The organism is Ruegeria sp. D4 (genome assembly GCF_056534475.1).
The window spans coordinates 148067-163908 of the sequence record NZ_JBQFPJ010000009.1; the positions used below are offsets into that span (position 1 = coordinate 148067).

Genomic DNA, 15842 nt, shown 5'->3' on the forward strand with positions numbered 1-15842 from the left:
TGCCAGAGGAGTTTTTGAGATAATTATTAGGTATCGCTAAGGAATATGCCGGTCAGATCAACCCTGCCAGTCATGATTGCCAGTGTCGGCATCGTCGGCCTCGCCGGTGTTTCTGCGGCACTGATCCTGCAGGCATGTGCGTTGCAGATCCCGATACTGCGGGACCTGACAGGCTGTAAGCCGCAAACGCAACTGGTCGCGCAGGAGCAACTGGGTGTGTCGAAAGCAGCCGGTCTGGAGTTGGAACGCCGTATCTTTCAGTTGGAGAGAGAACTGGCCGCGCTGCAATGCGTCAAGGCCCCACCCGATGCCACCGGACCGCTGCACGATGAGGGGTGGAACGAGGCGGATCTGGAAATGCTCTATGGATGCTGGTCGCTTGACACCACCTATCGCACCCGTGACGTCGATTCCGGTGAAATCCGCACCTACCGGGACTGGCAGATGTGTTTCGACACCAATGGCAACGGCAAGCAGGTCATGCGGTCGAACGATGGGATCACATGCGAAGGTCCGGTTCAGGCGCAATTCGCGCAAGGTCAGCTGAACCTGATCGAGCCTGGAAATCTTGCCTGCCAGGACAACGGCTACATCCATCAGCGCCAGATCAGTTGCGCCCTGGCAGAAAACGGCAAGGCGAGTTGCGAGACCTTACAGCCCGAAACCGGAGGCGAGGCCACGGTCGGGTTCGAACGTGCGCCGGCTTGAAGTTTGAGGATAGTTTTCGTGCGTCGCCAAGCGCGATGATGGTCACGCTGTCGGCACCCGCGTTTGGCAAAATTTCTCCGAAGACCAAAGACAGTCCGGGCTTGAACTCGGCACATCGTCAAGCTGAAGCATCCGCCCCAAATGGGGCGGCCCGCGACGTGTCGTCGAAATTAAGGCAGTTCAGGAAGTCTCCGGTTCAATCCGATTTCTGGTGCGTCAGTGCGCCACCCATGATCGTGTAGACAACTTCGACATCCGAGATGGCTGATGGTTCGACTTCGAACAGGTTTTCCCCAAGCACTACAATATCGGCCTTCTTTCCGACTTCGATGCTTCCGATCTCGCCGTCCAATGCCATACCTTTTGCCGCGTTGATCGTATGTGCTTCCAATGCAAGTTGCAGCGGGATTTTGGCCTCTTCTCCGCCCAGCGGCGGAACATCCGAGCGCCCGCGCAACTGGCGAGTGACCCCTGCCTCAATGGCGGCAAGCGGGCGATACTCGGAAACGTACCCGGACACAGGCCAGTCCGAACCGAATGAGAATATACCACCCTCGTCCGCGACCCTGTTCACCGGGAACATCGCCTGCACGCGTTCTTCACCCAGTCTGGAGGTTGAAATGGACTGCATGAGCGGGTCAAAGGTCATCCACGCGCCGGTCGTGTCATATATGACGCCCAGCTCTCCGAACCGGGCGTAATCCTCGGGATGAACCAGGGTGCCATGCGTTATCTTGTGTGCACGTTCACGGTCAGGGTTCACTTCGATTGCGGCTTCAATGGCGTCCAGAAGAGTTCGTACCGCCAGATCTCCAAAGCAGTGACACGTGACGTTGAAGCCTGCGGCGTCGGCGCGGATCACCGCGTCTTTGACCAATCTGATCGGAATAATCGGTTCGACCTCGAGTTCGGGCTTGTCGGCATATGGATCCACATAGAGCGCATTCCATTTGTCGTCCCCACCATCAATATTGATCTTCAGATAGCGAGCCTTGACCAATTCGGAGTCGAACTTTTCGCTGAGCTCTTGAGTGCCGGGAAGGGGGTCAATCGCCCCGTCGTTCCAGTAGAATGAGCCGATGAAGCGTATTGGCAGATCTCCGTTTTTCTCGAAATCGGCCATCATCTGAAAGCCTTCTTCCTGGCTCATCCCCTGAATGCCGTGGTCATGAACTGCGGTGATCCCGGCAGCAGCGAAGCGCTGTAGCCAGTTCGAAACACCGTCCGCCAAGAACTCGGGGTTGATGTCTATCAGCGATGTCAGAACCTGCATCTGGGCTGGCACCTCGACGATCCACCCGGTTGGGTTGCCGTCGGTGTCACGTTCAAAAAACGAAAAACCCGGCGCTGTGTCAGGCGTGTCCTTGTCGACACCGGCCATTTCCAACGCCTTGGAATTCACCCAAGCCGCGTGGCCGTCGATTGCCCACAAAAACACAGGTCGGTCAGGTTCAATTTCATCGAGCATGGCGGCCGTCGGATTTCCGTCTGTCCATGGGTTGAAACGGACCCCGTAGCCCAGAATTATGTCGTTGTCGTTGGTTTCGGCTTCCTGGCGGATACGGGAAAACAGCTCGTCCTTGTCATCTGTCTGCAGATCCACGCCAAGCATGATCAACCCGCCTGCGGCCGCATGTATATGCCCATCAACGAAACCCGGAAGGGCCATTCTACCCTTGAGGTCGATGACTTCGGTACCGATGCCGATGACGTCCTTCAATCCAGCCGCATCGCCCACATAGACAATTTCATCGCCTTCTATTCCCACGGCGGTTGCAATGCTTCTGCTTGCATCCATCGTATGGACCTCTCCGTTGATCAGAGCGTAATCGGCAGTTGGGTTACTTCGATTGGACTGTGCGAATGCGGGGGATGTACTGGCAAAAATGGCGATAGCCGAAACAAGTAGTCTGGTCATTGCAACCTCTCCAAACGAATAATTCGAATATGATCATAGTGTACCAATCCCAAAAAACGACCTTTACGGCTGATTGCTGGTCGTGCGACGAAGTAGGCAAGGCCAAATCCAAGCCGATATCAATTCACCCTTGCCAAACTCCTCACACCCCTGTAGATCGCGCGAGTTCTCGACAAGAACATCAAGGCGGGGTGATTCCCGCCTTTTGGGTTCGATGAGGGTTGGCGATGCGCGTCTGTCCTCCTCTCAACCTCAACGCCTGATAAAAGGCTGTTAATATGCAAAGCCAAAACATCCGTATTCGGCTGAAGGCATTTGACTATCGCGTTCTGGATGCCAGCACGCAAGAGATCGTCAACACTGCCAAGCGGACCGGCGCGAACGTGCGCGGCCCGATCCCGCTGCCGAACAAGATCGAGAAGTTCACGGTTCTCCGTGGCCCTCACGTTGACAAGAAATCCCGCGACCAGTTCGAGATCCGCACGCACAAGCGTCTCTTGGACATCGTTGATCCGACCCCCCAGACCGTGGACGCGCTGATGAAGCTCGACCTGGCTGCTGGTGTGGACGTCGAGATCAAGCTGCAGTCGTAATCGGAGGGTATGAGAATGCGCTCTGGTATTATCGCAAAAAAAGTTGGCATGACCCGCCTGTTCATGGAAGACGGCAAGCAGATCCCTGTGACCGTTCTTCACCTGGACAACCTGCAGGTCGTTGCACAGCGTACCGCTGACAAAGACGGCTACACCGCCGTTCAGCTGGGCGCAGGTGCTGCCAAGGCAAAACGCACCTCGAAAGCCATGCGCGGTCACTATGCCGCTGCCAAGGTCGAGCCCAAGCGTAAGCTGGCCGAGTTCCGCGTCTCTGAAGGTGGCCTGATCGAAGTAGGTGCCGAGATTTCGGCAGAACACTTCCTGGCAGGTCAGAAGGTTGACGTTTCGGGTACCTCGATCGGTAAAGGCTTTGCCGGTGCGATGAAGCGCCACAACTTCGGTGGTCTGCGCGCCTCGCACGGTGTTTCGATCAGCCACCGTTCGCACGGTTCGACCGGTCAGTGTCAGGACCCGGGCAAGGTGTTCAAAGGCAAGAAGATGGCCGGTCACATGGGTGCTGCCCGTGTAACCACCCAGAACCTGGAAGTCGTCAAAACCGACGCCGACCGTGGTCTGGTCTTCATCAAAGGCGCCGTTCCCGGACCGAAATCGGGCTGGGTCACCGTCAAGGACGCCGTCAAGAAGAAAGCACCGGAAGGCCTGCCTTTCCCGGCTGCTGTGAAATCGGCTGCAACCGAAGCACCTGCGGAAGAAGCTCCCGCGGAAGGTGGTGAAGCATGAAACTTGATGTAATCAAACTGGACGGCGGCAAAGCCGGTAACATCGAGCTGGATGCAGACCTGTTCGGCCTGGAGCCGCGCGCGGACATCCTGCACCGTGTGGTCCGTTGGCAGCGCAACAACGCGCAGGCCGGCACCCACAAGGTGAAGACCCGCTCGGAAACCAGCTACTCGACCAAGAAGATCTATCGCCAGAAGGGCACCGGTGGCGCACGCCATGGTGACCGCAACGCGCCGATCTTCCGCAAGGGTGGTATCTACAAGGGCCCGACCCCTCGTTCGCACGGCCACGACCTGCCGAAAAAGTTCCGCAAGCTTGGCCTGCGCCACGCTCTGTCGGCCAAAGCCAAGGCAGGTGAACTGGTTGTGATCGAGAACGCCGAAGCCGAAGGCAAGACCGCCGCTCTGGCCAAACAGGTTGCAAACCTGGGCTGGAAACGCGCTCTGGTCATCGACGGCGCGACCGTGAACGAAGGTTTCCTGAAGGCGTCGCGCAACATCGAAGGTCTGGATATCCTGCCGTCGATGGGTGCAAACGTTTATGACATCCTCAAGCGTGACACCCTGGTGCTCACCAAAGCGGCTGTCGAAGCACTGGAGGCTCGTCTGAAATGAGCGCGAAGGCAGAACACTACGACGTGATCCGCAAGCCGGTCATCACCGAAAAGTCGACCATGGCGTCCGAAAACGGCGCGGTTGTCTTTGAAGTGGCGATCGACAGCAACAAGCCGCAGATCAAAGAGGCCGTCGAGGCGCTGTTTGGTGTGAAGGTCAAGGCGGTGAACACCACCGTGACCAAAGGCAAGGTCAAGCGGTTCCGCGGCCAGCTGGGCCGTCGGAAAGACGTCAAGAAAGCATACGTGACCCTGGAAGAGGGCAACACCATCGATATCTCTACCGGTCTCTGATCGGAACTGTCTTTGGACAAACCAATAAGACCCCCGCGAAAGCGGGGGTTTTTCTTTAGGTGGCGACACCAAAAATTGAGCGCCAAACCCAGCGTCTCGACAAGAAATGGATTGCTATGCCTGTAGGGTCGTCTATCTGGGATGCAACAAACAAAAGATATGGCAGGCGCATGACCCAATCCTCTTTCTCGACCCGGGACAACCCGGATATGACCGTTGCGCGGGATTGGGTGTCGACACTGGCAAAATATCGGGAACCGAGCCAGCCGCGCAGTTGGTTCGAGCTTGGAGCCACCATAATCCCTTTCATCGCGCTTTGGGCGTTGGCGTGGGCGTCTTTGTCGGTCAGCTATTGGCTGGCTTTTGCAATCTCGGTTATAAATGCGGCGTTCCTGCTACGCCTGTTTGCCATACAGCATGATTGCGGGCACGGGGCGTTTTTCACGAACCGGACGGTCAGTGACTGGGTCGGGCGGGGGATCGGCGTGCTGACCCTGACACCCTATGACGTCTGGCGTCGTACGCATTCCACGCATCACAACTCTTCCGGTAATCTGGACAAGCGCGGGATGGGCGACGTCCATACGCTGACGGTGGACGAATACCGCGCACTGAAGCCGATGAGCCAGTTTTGGTACCGCGTGTATCGTCATCCGATCACCCTGTTTGGCTTTGGTCCCGGCTATCTGTTCCTGTTGCAGAACCGCCTGCCGCTAGGCCTGACAGGAATTCCGAAATTCTGGGTCAGCGCGATGGTGACAAACCTTGCCATTCTGACCGTGCTGGGGGCGATCTACTATTTTGGTGGCCTGATGCCTATGGTGCTGATCTTTCTGCCGTCAACGCTGGTTGCCGCCGCGGCTGGCGTCTGGCTTTTTTACGTCCAGCACCAGTTTGAAGAGACGCAATGGGATCCCGACAAGGACTGGCAATTGCACGAGGCCGCCCTGCACGGCAGTTCGCATTACATCCTGCCATCCATATTGCAGTGGTTCACGGCCAATATTGGCATCCACCACGTCCACCACCTGTACAGCCGCATCCCGTTCTACCGTCTGACCGAAGTGCTGCGCGACCATGATGAACTGGCAAATAGCAACCGGATGACCATCCGTGAGAGCCTCGCCAACGCGCGTCTGCATTTGTGGGATGAAAAGAGCCGTCGCCTGTTGTCCTTTGCGGAGGCGCGGGCGCTGTATGGGTGAGCGGTAGTTACCGCGGAAAGTTGGGCAAGCGGAAAGACTTAAGATAGCCTGCGTGACCCTGGAAATAGGTAACACCATCGTCGTGTCCTCCGGTCTCTGATCGAACCGGTTTTTGGAGAGTGATGAAAGCCCCCGCCAAAGCGGGGGTATTGTTTTCTGGTTTACGGGAAGTTGGCAGAGCTGCAGTCATTTTTGTGAATTTGCACAATGGGACAAAACGCTGAATAAATGAAAAAGTCTTGAGCTCGGTTTCTTACTCAGCAGCTTCGATCGGTTGTGATCTTGCGACGTTTTCCCTGGCCTCAGAGAGCAGCCATTCGCGGAAACTGTTGACGAGTGGGTCGTCGCGCTTTTCCTGTTGCGTTGCGATTGCATAGATGGTGAATGGAATCGTTGTGGCCTCGAACAATCGTACGAGGCGACCATCGTTGACCGAACTGCCTATGACGGCTTCATAGGCAAGCGATACACCCAGACCAGCCTCTGCCGCAGTGGAAGCATATTCGCAGTTTGGATAAATCGGGTCACCATGCGGAAGCTCGGCAACAACGCCTGCGGCACGGAACCATTCAGCCCACTGGTCGTCAACTTCGTCACGAAACAGCGTCAAGCGCAACAGGTCCCTTGGATGAGAGATGTTTTCGCGTTCCAACAGCGATGGTGAAGCGACCGGGTAGCGCGCCGAGTTCAGGAATGGCACGACATCGACACCTACCTCGGGGTCATCGCGCCACTTGATTACGACATCGGCATCGTTGGTTGCAAAATCTGTGGAGGGCGCGCCCTCGGCAATGCGCAGCCTGACCGCTTTCGCGTGCTCAAATCGCCCCATCCGTGGCACAAGCCATCGGGCGGCAAATCCCGGAGTGGACAAGACCCGCAATGTTTGACCATGTGCGTCAGCCTTCGCCGCGCTGGTGCCGTCTTCGAGGTTGTCCAGCAATTGCGTCAGCCGGCCTGCGTAGTCTCGACCGGTGCCGGTCAAACTGATCCTGTTACCTTCCCGGCGAAAAAGAGCAGTTGCGAGATAATCCTCCAATGCGCGGATTTGGTGCGAAATTGCTGAAGGGCTTAAGCAAAGTTCGTCCGCAGCATCTTTGAAGCTCAGATGCCGGGCTGCGGCCTCAAATGCTTTCACGGCCGAAAACGGGGGTAATTGCCGTTTCTTCACGCGTGAATTTCCCTCATCAAGCAATGAAAAACGATCTTTTGCGGTCGATAATACCTGTCGGCTAGGCTCGGGGCAATTCCTCATCTGTCGGAAGGAGGGAACAATGCTGTTCCTCAGACGTGTCACGCTCGCCGTGGCCGCACAGTTTCTTTTTGCCTTTTCCTACGCGGTTGCGGCAGAGACCCCGACGGTTCCAGACGATTTGACGGAAGAGCTTCACCGCTGGATAGATACTGCCACGGACCTCCCAAGGACGCCTTCACCAGCAAGCATCTTTTTTGCTGATACCAAGGATTTGGCTGAACCGAGTGAGATGGCTTCGATGATTGGCGGCACGCCCCGCGGGATCTATGATCCTGAAACGAGGAGGATAACGCTGGTCCTTCCTTGGAGCGCAGAAGACCCGCAGGACATTTCTGTCCTGCTGCACGAACTTATTCATCATCGTCAGGAGGGTGAGCATTATTACTGTGAGGCCGCCAAGGAACAGGTCGCCTATGGTTTGCAGCAGGCCTGGCTGGCCGAGCGCGACCTTTCGCTGGACGTCAATTGGATCGCGGTTGTCCTAGCTTCAAGTTGTACGGCACGCGACATTCATCCATAACGAGAGATTGTTGGTCTCGCGAAACAACCGCGTCGTTTTTACTGTGCCCCCTGACTGCTGAGTTGGTTCCGAATTCGAGTGCCAGAAAATCAGCAGGGCCCTATAGACACCTACCCCCAACACTGCTACATGCACCCAATCTTACGGCCTCGGATTCGTTCCGGGGCCTCTGATATTTGTAACCGGGGACCTTCGGGGCCCTACACCCTTGGCACCTACGGGGGCCTATCACATAGCAGGGAAACCCCCTGCACTTGCTAAACGGAAGACAGAAAGCATGGCACTTAAGTCGTACAAGCCGACGACGCCGGGCCAGCGCGGGCTGGTGCTGATCGACCGTTCGGAGCTTTGGAAAGGACGTCCGGTCAAGTCTCTTACAGAGGGTTTGACCAAATCGGGCGGCCGGAACAACACCGGACGGATCACTTCACGCCGCCGCGGCGGTGGCGCAAAGCGTCTCTACCGGATCGTTGACTTCAAACGGAACAAATTTGATGTCGCGGCAACCGTCGAGCGGATCGAATATGACCCGAACCGGACCGCATTCATCGCACTGGTAAAATACGAAGACGGCGAGCAGGCATATATCCTGGCTCCGCAGCGTCTGGCTGTTGGTGACAAAGTCATCGCGTCGGCAAAAGCTGACATCAAGCCGGGCAACGCAATGCCGTTCTCGGGCATGCCCATTGGTACCATCGTCCACAACATCGAGATGAAGCCTGGCAAAGGCGGTCAGATCGCACGTGCGGCCGGTACTTACGCTCAGTTCGTTGGTCGCGATGGCGGCTACGCTCAGATCCGTCTGAGCTCGGGCGAGCTGCGCATGGTCCGTCAGGAATGCATGGCCACCGTTGGTGCCGTGTCCAACCCCGACAACTCGAACCAGAACCTCGGTAAAGCCGGTCGTATGCGCCACAAAGGCGTTCGTCCGTCGGTTCGTGGTGTTGCAATGAACCCGATCGATCACCCGCACGGTGGTGGTGAAGGTCGTACCTCGGGTGGCCGTACGCCGGTTACACCGTGGGGTAAGGACACCAAGGGTAAGCGTACCCGCAACAAGAACAAAGCGTCCCAGAAGCTGATCATCCGCTCGCGGCACGCCAAGAAGAAGGGACGTTAATCTATGTCTCGCTCTGTTTGGAAGGGTCCTTTCGTCGATGCTTACGTGCTGAAAAAAGCCGAAGCAGCGCGCGAGTCGGGCCGCAACGAAGTCATCAAGATCTGGTCGCGTCGTTCCACCATTCTGCCCCAGTTCGTGGGTCTGACCTTTGGTGTGTACAACGGCCAGAAGCATATCCCCGTCAACGTCTCGGAAGACATGATCGGTCAGAAGTTCGGTGAATACTCGCCGACCCGTACCTATTATGGCCACGCCGCAGACAAAAAAGCGAAGCGGAAGTAAGTCATGGGCAAGGAAAAGAACCCCCGCCGCGTGGCTGAAAACGAAGCAATGGCGAAAACGCGCATGCTTCGCACCAGCCCGCAGAAACTGAACCTGGTTGCGCAAATGATCCGCGGCAAGAAAGTTGAGAAGGCTCTGACCGACCTGACTTTCTCGAACAAGCGCGTCGCGCAGGACGTCAAGAAGTGCCTGCAGTCCGCAATCGCGAATGCCGAAAACAACCACAACCTGGATGTTGACGAGCTGATCGTCGCCGAAGCATGGGTTGGCAAGAACCTGGTCATGAAGCGCGGTCGCCCGCGTGCCCGTGGCCGTTTCGGCAAGATCATGAAGCCGTTCTCGGAGATCACCATCAAGGTGCGTCAAGTTGAGGAGCAAGCCTAATGGGTCATAAAGTCAATCCGATCGGCATGCGCCTGCAGGTCAACCGCACCTGGGACAGCCGCTGGTACGCCGACACCAAGGACTACGGTGATCTTCTGCTGGAAGACCTCAAAATCCGTGAGTTCATCAACAAAGAGTGCAAGCAGGCCGGTGTTGCCCGTGTGATCATCGAACGTCCGCACAAGAAGTGCCGCGTCACGATCCACACTGCACGCCCCGGTGTCATCATCGGCAAGAAAGGTGCAGACATCGAAGTTCTGCGCAAAAAGCTTGCTCGCATGACCGACAGCGAACTGCACCTGAACATCGTCGAAGTGCGCAAGCCCGAGCTTGACGCGCAGTTGGTTGCCGAGTCCATCGCTCAGCAGCTGGAGCGCCGCGTCTCGTTCCGTCGCGCGATGAAGCGGTCGGTTCAGAACGCCATGCGCATGGGCGCCCTGGGTATCCGGGTGAACGTCGCTGGTCGTCTGGGCGGCGCCGAAATCGCACGGACCGAGTGGTACCGCGAAGGCCGCGTGCCTCTGCACACCCTGCGTGCCGACATCGATTACGCACATGCCGAAGCGATGACTCCTTACGGGATCATCGGGATCAAGGTCTGGATCTTCAAAGGTGAGATCATGGAGCACGATCCGCAGGCACGTGACCGTAAAGCACAGGAACTCCAGGACGGCCCTGCACCTCGTGGTGCTGGTGGCGGTCGTCGCTAAGGAGGGAAAGATATGCTTCAACCAAAGCGTACAAAATTCCGCAAGATGCACAAAGGCCGGATCAAGGGCGAAGCCAAGGGCGGCTCTGATCTGAACTTTGGCACCTACGGCCTGAAAGCCATCGAGCCTGAGCGTGTGACTGCACGTCAGATCGAAGCTGCGCGTCGTGCCATGACCCGTCACATGAAGCGTCAGGGCCGTGTCTGGATCCGCATCTTCCCCGACACTCCGGTCACTGCAAAGCCGATCGAAGTTCGTATGGGTAAAGGTAAAGGTTCCGTGGACCGTTGGGTTTGCAAGGTCAAGCCCGGTCGCGTGATGTTCGAGATCGACGGCGTCAATGACGACATCGCCCGCGAGGCCCTGCGCCTGGCCGCGATGAAGCTGCCGATCAAGACCCGCGTCGTGGTTCGCGAAGACTGGTAAGCGATTGGGGGCAATCCCGTTCGTGACTGAAAAGACCCCCGCCGGGACACCGGCGGGGGTTTTCTGTTTCAACGATGCACTGCATTCGCGGTCGCGTGATTGGATTCGACGAAATACGAAGGCACCCCTAGGCTGTCAGTCAGTTAGCCGGAGGTTCCCATGGTTCAGTTGCGCAAGAAAGTGCTTATCAAAGAAGTGATCACCACTGATCAACTGGGCCAGCCATGCCCACCCATCGTTCGCGTGGCAGCTATGGCCGTCTTTCAAAACCCACTGGCAGGCAAGTTTACAGAAGACTTATCGGACTTGTTCGAGATCGGCGGAGCGCTTGGTGCCGATCTGGCTGCCGAAGCAATTGGGCAGCTGGACGGAGATCCGGTTTCATACGGCAAGGCGACCATCATCGGCATAAACGGAGATCTTGAACAAGGCGGGGCTGTGATTCACCCCAAGCTAGGTGCCCCAATGCGCACGGCGGCTGGCGGGGGCGAGGCTGTGATCCCATCAAATGCAAAACTGGGTGCACCAGGTTGCGCGATCGATCTGCCGCTGGGACACAAGGACAACCCGTGGTCATTCGATCATTTCGACACGATGACACTGAATGTACCCGATGCGCCGAAACCGGACGAGATTGTATTGTGCCTTGCCTATGCGGATGGTGGCCGCCCTATCCCGCGCTGTGGCAAAGGGCCCCTTAAGACGTAACCCAGGAAACATTAACTGGCCTTGCTGCAAGGGCTGGGTTATGCCCGGCCCATGCCACAGATTGATTCACTCTTCGTCACCCGCCTCTACCGCGCTGCCCTTTCTGAATTCGATCCGAAGATCGACCCGGAAGAGCTGGAAAATTCCTGCTTGGTCATCGCCGAGGATGATGAAGCCGGACAGGACTGGTGTGAGGAAAACGGCTATCCCGGTTATACCAGCTACGCCTCCCTGACCGATCTGCCATGGCGGTTCCCAATATTTGCCGATCTGGTCAAGGTTTTGGATCAGCACGTGGCCGCGTTTGCCAAGGATCTTGAGTTTGACCTGGGCGAAGGAGAACTGAAGCTTGAGGATCTGTGGATCAACATCCTGCCCGAAGGCGGGATGCATTCCAGCCACCTGCACCCTCACAGCGTGATCTCAGGAACAACGTACGTCGCGATGCCAGAAGGCGCCAGCGCGCTGAAACTAGAAGACCCTCGGTCCGGCCGCATGATGGCCGCCCCCACACGCCTCAAGGGTGGTCGGCGCGACTTGCAGCCGTTCATCTATGTAAAGCCGAAGGTGGGGGACGTGTTGCTGTGGGAAAGCTGGCTGCGCCATGAGGTTCCGATGAACATGGCCGAGGACGAACGGATCAGCGTCAGCTTCAATTACCGTTGGGATTAACAAACCAGGTCATTGCGGGGTCACCAAAGCCTTCCCGTCCGCGTATCAACTGCGGTTGCATACGTCTTCCGACAGTGCAGGCCAATAAAGTCGACCAGCCATGATGAGCATTATCTTTTCGTAATCCTGACGTCCACAAACCAGTTTTTGTCAAATCGGCCCTGTGTACTGCTCAGCGACCTTCCCGCCGAAAAATCTGGCGGCAGATTCTGACTTATCGAGAATCCGACAACAATCGAACTCTTGAACAAGTAATTCGTGCGGCCGGACACGCGCAATTGACCGCTATCAGAAAGCGATGCGCTATAACTCTTGGGCCGCGACGCTCCGCCCTTGGCGAATTCCTGAGCACTGATCAACTGAAACCCGTTGGCGGACTTGCGGTAGTGTAATCGCAAGACCAGCTTTGTGCCTGAACCCGCGTCTTTGCCATTGGGGTTCGCCCGTCGGCTGATATCGATAACATAATCCCCATATAGCGGGCTGGACGCCTCGGCACGGGGATTTGGCAACGCCACTGAAACGCGGCTGTCAGGCTGCACATTGCTATCAAGTGGCGGTTCGGGTTTCGCGATGTTTTTTAGAACAGCATAGCTTTTCTCGGTCAGGTATCCCGTTCCCTCTGAACCGCTTTGCCCCTGAAATCGACGCAAGGCCGTGCGAGACCGCGCACCGAATATCCCGTCAACTGGCCCGGCGGAATAGCCCAGAGCATTCAGACCGCGCTGAATACTTCGATAGTCGCTTCGGCTTAAGTTCAACGCAGTTTCGGTTTCCAGCGCCATGTCTTGTAGCGCATTCTCCCGAACCCCCTGGTCGGCTGTATTCTTCGACATCAAGGACAGGTCGCCTGCATTCCTTTGATCATCCGAGGCCTTCGTTTTTGGCTGAGCCTGATTGCCAATCGCGCCAGCGACCTCGCCAGCGTACTGTCCGGCCCTCGTGTTCGGGTAGAGTTGCGCGATCATTTCCAATGCGCCGTTTTTCACACTGTCATCTTCCAGCTTCAGTGCTTCGCGCAGGACGCGTTGAGCCGCGTCTTCGCGCTCGTCAGCAGGGAGGGGCTCTGTGGTCGCAGAGCTTTGCTCTAATTCGGCTTTAGGAGCCTTGACTGCTGCGGGGACAAGGAAGATGTCGCGCCCGGGCAGTGAGCCATAGGTGAACGGCTCCTGATAGCCCTCGGTCAGGTCAAAAACTGTGTCCCGCACTTTGCGGAAGAGCTTTCCCAATTCCAGACCGGGCACTTCGATATGCTCCAGCAAAGCCTGCGCGTAAGGGCTGTTGCGGCCCACGCCATCCAATGCCAGCGTCCCACTGCGCGCGGAATACCCGACAAGCACGCCGCCCGGGTCGATACGCCCCAATCCCCGGCCAATCGACCGGGTCGCCGTGGTTCGGACCATTTGCGACACGAACGGGTTGTTCCGGCAGGCGTCCACAAGAACCAGTTTCAAGCCTTTGGCCGTTGAAACTGAATTCAGCATTGTCTCCAACCGGATGGCCTCGAACTCTACATCCTTGTCACTTCTGAGTTCCGCGTTTGTGGGTATCAGATAGTTTGTATTGTCGATTTCGATTCCGTGGCCCGCAAAGTAGACCAGCACCATATCTGCGTCGTCTGTTTCCTCGGAAAAATCCCGAAGGGTAAGCCGCATGTCTCGGTAATCGAGGTTGTATTTTTGGGTGACAACAAACCCGATCCGCCCAAGCGCGGCGGCTACGTCCCTGGCGTCATTGGCCGAGTTGGGAATGTCCGAAACATGGTCATACTGTGCGTTGCCGATTACAAGCGCCACGCGCTTTGCCTCGGCTGATGTCGCAATACTCAGGCAAAGTACCAGGCCCCAGAAAAAGCAAAGAACCATCCGCAAGCCCCGACGGAATTGATGAGTTTGGCATCTAAACATAAGTAACAGCAGATTTTTTAACCTGAGTATACTCTATCACACCCTGGTCTGCCCCGCGACGTCAAGCTGGCGCACGCGGTACTTAGAGGGATTTCACGGCTTTTGGTTTTGACGAATAACAGAAAACATCAACGACAAATCAATATTTTGCCGCTCATCGGTGACCGGTCCGTTTTCACTTGACCAAGCATCTTGCCGTGAATGCCTGAACCGATCACTGTTCCTACATGCCGAACCACCAGATCCGAAAACTGGAAGCAGCCAAACCGGTGCTACCGGAAAGCCGTGGTCATTTCTTGCCTGCCACAATGCGGTCCAGAATGAGAGCACAGAAGAGGATTGCCAGACCCGCCAGTATGCCTTGCCCAGCGGCAGCATATTGCAGAGCCTCCAGCACATCTTCGCCCAGGCCTTTCGCACCGATCAGTGATGCAACAACGACCATGGCAAGTGACATAAGTATGGTCTGGTTGACGCCAGCCATGATGGTCTTGTGCGCCAGCGGCAGATCTACTTTCCACAGCAGATAGCGCGGCGTTGCGCCAAATGCGAGGGCAGCCTCGCGCACGGTTTCCGGCACTTGCTGCAGACCCAGGACGGTAAAGCGGATCACCGGTGGGCTTCCAAAGATCATTGTCGCAACGACTCCGGCAGGTTTGCCAGACCCGATGAAGGCGACAACTGGGATCAGATACACGAAGGACGGCATCGATTGCATGAAGTCCAGGATTGGCCGCACGATGGCAAACGCGCGGGGGCGGCGTGCACAGTAAATGCCAAGCGGAATACCCAGCGTGATCGAGATCAACGCAGCGGCTCCCAGCAGGGCAATAGTTGTCATCGCCTTCTCCCAGAAATCCAGCAGGCCGAGATAAGCCAATGCCGCACCGGTGAAAATTGCCACGCGCGGGCCAGCGGAAAGGTAAGCCAGCATGATTATGACCAGTCCCACGACCGGCCAAGGGGTGTCGACCAGAACCACTTCGATCCAGTCCAGAAGGGTGCGCATTCCGTAGGTCAGCCCATCGAAGAAACCGCGTCCGGCTGTTTTGGTCCACTCGAATACGGCCTGTACGCCGTCACCCACGTTGAGCCGCCAATCCCGGTTTGTCGGAAAGGTCTTTAGAACAGACAGCGCATCAGGTTGCGCAAACTTGATGGCAGAGAGAACAACGACAACCAGGGTCAGCACGGACGCGACGATCATCCGGGGCACAGACCATCCATGAGCCACGCTGGAATCTGATCGCCAGCGCGCGAACTGACCTTCCAGCGTCCAGTTGGCCAACGACGCCGCGAGGAGTTTGACCGCTAGCAGCAGGAAAAGCCCGACCGCCAGATAGGTGATACCGGTGGAGTCTGCGCTCTGTGCGGCTTCCTGCGCTCCGGCCAGGGCGCCTTCCAGCGACTCTGCCGCGCGTTTTAGGGAATCCAGCGACGCAGCGCCGGATTGTTCCGCCGCCTCGATCTGCTGTCGACGCAGCGCCAGAGTCTGTTCAATCTGATCGGCCCGTTCGCGAAACTCCCGCCCCAGATCACCGAATAGACCCAAGCCGACCTGAATGTAAGCCAGTGTTTCAAGCACCAGAAAGCCCAGGAACCAGGACCAGAGGCCTCGCGCGCCGAACCAGATCGGGCCGAGAACGGCGGCAGCCTTGTTCAGGGTGAACCGATAACCCGGCGCCTGCATCATATTGTCTTAGCCCCGTAAAACTGTGCCACTATTTTGGTGTCACGGAAGGGATGATGGATGGCTCGGAAGCGGTATTCGGATGAAGATGCGTTG

Annotated in this window: 18 protein-coding genes; 14 read left to right on the forward strand and 4 right to left on the reverse strand. The window is 57.0% G+C overall.

The genetic code is table 11. The annotated features are described in order from the left end of the window. Positions 1-45: 45 nt before the first annotated feature. Positions 46-708 (forward strand): hypothetical protein, encoded by a 663-nt coding sequence (locus ACR0MI_RS13985; RefSeq protein WP_170615816.1) that lies wholly within the window; start codon positions 46-48, stop codon positions 706-708. Positions 709-904: 196 nt separating this feature from the next. Here ACR0MI_RS13985 and ACR0MI_RS13990 read toward each other — a convergent pair whose 3' ends face one another. Then, the gene (locus ACR0MI_RS13990) at positions 905-2626 is read right to left on the reverse strand and encodes an amidohydrolase (protein ID WP_170615814.1); all 1722 of its coding nucleotides are present in this window, start codon (positions 2624-2626) and stop codon (positions 905-907) included. Positions 2627-2904: 278 nt separating this feature from the next. Between ACR0MI_RS13990 and rpsJ the strand changes: the two genes are divergently transcribed. The 5 genes from rpsJ to ACR0MI_RS14015 all read left to right on the forward strand — a co-directional run bounded on the left by rpsJ (position 2905) and on the right by ACR0MI_RS14015 (position 6072). After that, on the forward strand, positions 2905-3219 hold the full coding sequence (gene rpsJ, locus ACR0MI_RS13995; protein WP_008756422.1) for a 30S ribosomal protein S10: 315 nt from the start codon (positions 2905-2907) through the stop codon (positions 3217-3219). 15 nt (positions 3220-3234) lie between these two features. Next, the gene (rplC, locus tag ACR0MI_RS14000) at positions 3235-3960 is read left to right on the forward strand and encodes a 50S ribosomal protein L3 (RefSeq protein WP_170615812.1); all 726 of its coding nucleotides are present in this window, start codon (positions 3235-3237) and stop codon (positions 3958-3960) included. Continuing rightward, a complete protein-coding gene (rplD, locus tag ACR0MI_RS14005) occupies positions 3957-4574 on the forward strand; it encodes a 50S ribosomal protein L4 (RefSeq protein ID WP_170334382.1) in 618 nt (205 codons plus the stop codon). The genes rplC and rplD overlap by 4 nt, the downstream gene beginning before the upstream one ends. After that, the gene (locus ACR0MI_RS14010) at positions 4571-4867 is read left to right on the forward strand and encodes a 50S ribosomal protein L23 (protein WP_170615810.1); all 297 of its coding nucleotides are present in this window, start codon (positions 4571-4573) and stop codon (positions 4865-4867) included. The genes rplD and ACR0MI_RS14010 overlap by 4 nt, the downstream gene beginning before the upstream one ends. 170 nt (positions 4868-5037) lie before the next feature. Continuing rightward, positions 5038-6072 (forward strand): fatty acid desaturase, encoded by a 1035-nt coding sequence (locus ACR0MI_RS14015; RefSeq protein ID WP_170615808.1) that lies wholly within the window; start codon positions 5038-5040, stop codon positions 6070-6072. Between the two features lie 253 nt (positions 6073-6325). On the opposite strand, the gene ACR0MI_RS14020 is transcribed toward ACR0MI_RS14015, so the two are convergent. Then, complete coding sequence (locus ACR0MI_RS14020; RefSeq protein ID WP_480441780.1) at positions 6326-7243, reverse strand: LysR substrate-binding domain-containing protein; 918 nt, start codon at positions 7241-7243, stop codon at positions 6326-6328. Between the two features lie 103 nt (positions 7244-7346). Here ACR0MI_RS14020 and ACR0MI_RS14025 point away from each other — a divergent pair, with 103 nt between their 5' ends. From ACR0MI_RS14025 to ACR0MI_RS14060, 8 genes are all read left to right on the forward strand, one after another. Then, positions 7347-7847, forward strand: coding sequence for a DUF6647 family protein (locus ACR0MI_RS14025; protein WP_170615804.1), 501 nt, complete (start codon positions 7347-7349; stop codon positions 7845-7847). A 277-nt stretch (positions 7848-8124) separates the two neighbouring features. Then, entirely contained in the window at positions 8125-8967 is an 843-nt protein-coding gene (gene rplB, locus ACR0MI_RS14030; RefSeq protein WP_170356688.1) for a 50S ribosomal protein L2, read from the forward strand. 3 nt (positions 8968-8970) lie between these two features. Continuing rightward, entirely contained in the window at positions 8971-9249 is a 279-nt protein-coding gene (gene rpsS / locus ACR0MI_RS14035) for a 30S ribosomal protein S19 (protein WP_005980699.1), read from the forward strand. Positions 9250-9252: 3 nt separating this feature from the next. Beyond that, positions 9253-9633 carry a 50S ribosomal protein L22 gene (gene rplV / locus ACR0MI_RS14040; protein ID WP_039538267.1) on the forward strand — a complete coding sequence of 127 codons (381 nt, stop codon included), beginning with the start codon at positions 9253-9255 and terminating at the stop codon, positions 9631-9633. After that, entirely contained in the window at positions 9633-10343 is a 711-nt protein-coding gene (rpsC, locus tag ACR0MI_RS14045; protein WP_008758042.1) for a 30S ribosomal protein S3, read from the forward strand. The genes rplV and rpsC overlap by 1 nt, the downstream gene beginning before the upstream one ends. A gap of 12 nt (positions 10344-10355) precedes the next feature. Next, entirely contained in the window at positions 10356-10769 is a 414-nt protein-coding gene (rplP, locus tag ACR0MI_RS14050; protein WP_170615802.1) for a 50S ribosomal protein L16, read from the forward strand. A gap of 159 nt (positions 10770-10928) precedes the next feature. Further along, positions 10929-11477, forward strand: a complete 549-nt coding sequence (locus ACR0MI_RS14055; RefSeq protein WP_170615800.1) for an amino acid synthesis family protein — start codon at positions 10929-10931, stop codon at positions 11475-11477. Between the two features lie 51 nt (positions 11478-11528). After that, complete coding sequence (locus tag ACR0MI_RS14060) at positions 11529-12149, forward strand: 2OG-Fe(II) oxygenase family protein (RefSeq protein WP_170615798.1); 621 nt, start codon at positions 11529-11531, stop codon at positions 12147-12149. A 110-nt stretch (positions 12150-12259) separates the two neighbouring features. Here the strand turns inward: ACR0MI_RS14060 and ACR0MI_RS14065 are convergent, their stop codons facing one another. Then, positions 12260-14014 (reverse strand): caspase family protein, encoded by a 1755-nt coding sequence (locus ACR0MI_RS14065; protein WP_170615795.1) that lies wholly within the window; start codon positions 14012-14014, stop codon positions 12260-12262. Between the two features lie 331 nt (positions 14015-14345). Beyond that, complete coding sequence (locus ACR0MI_RS14070; RefSeq protein WP_480854673.1) at positions 14346-15749, reverse strand: ABC transporter permease; 1404 nt, start codon at positions 15747-15749, stop codon at positions 14346-14348. Positions 15750-15842 lie beyond the last annotated feature (93 nt).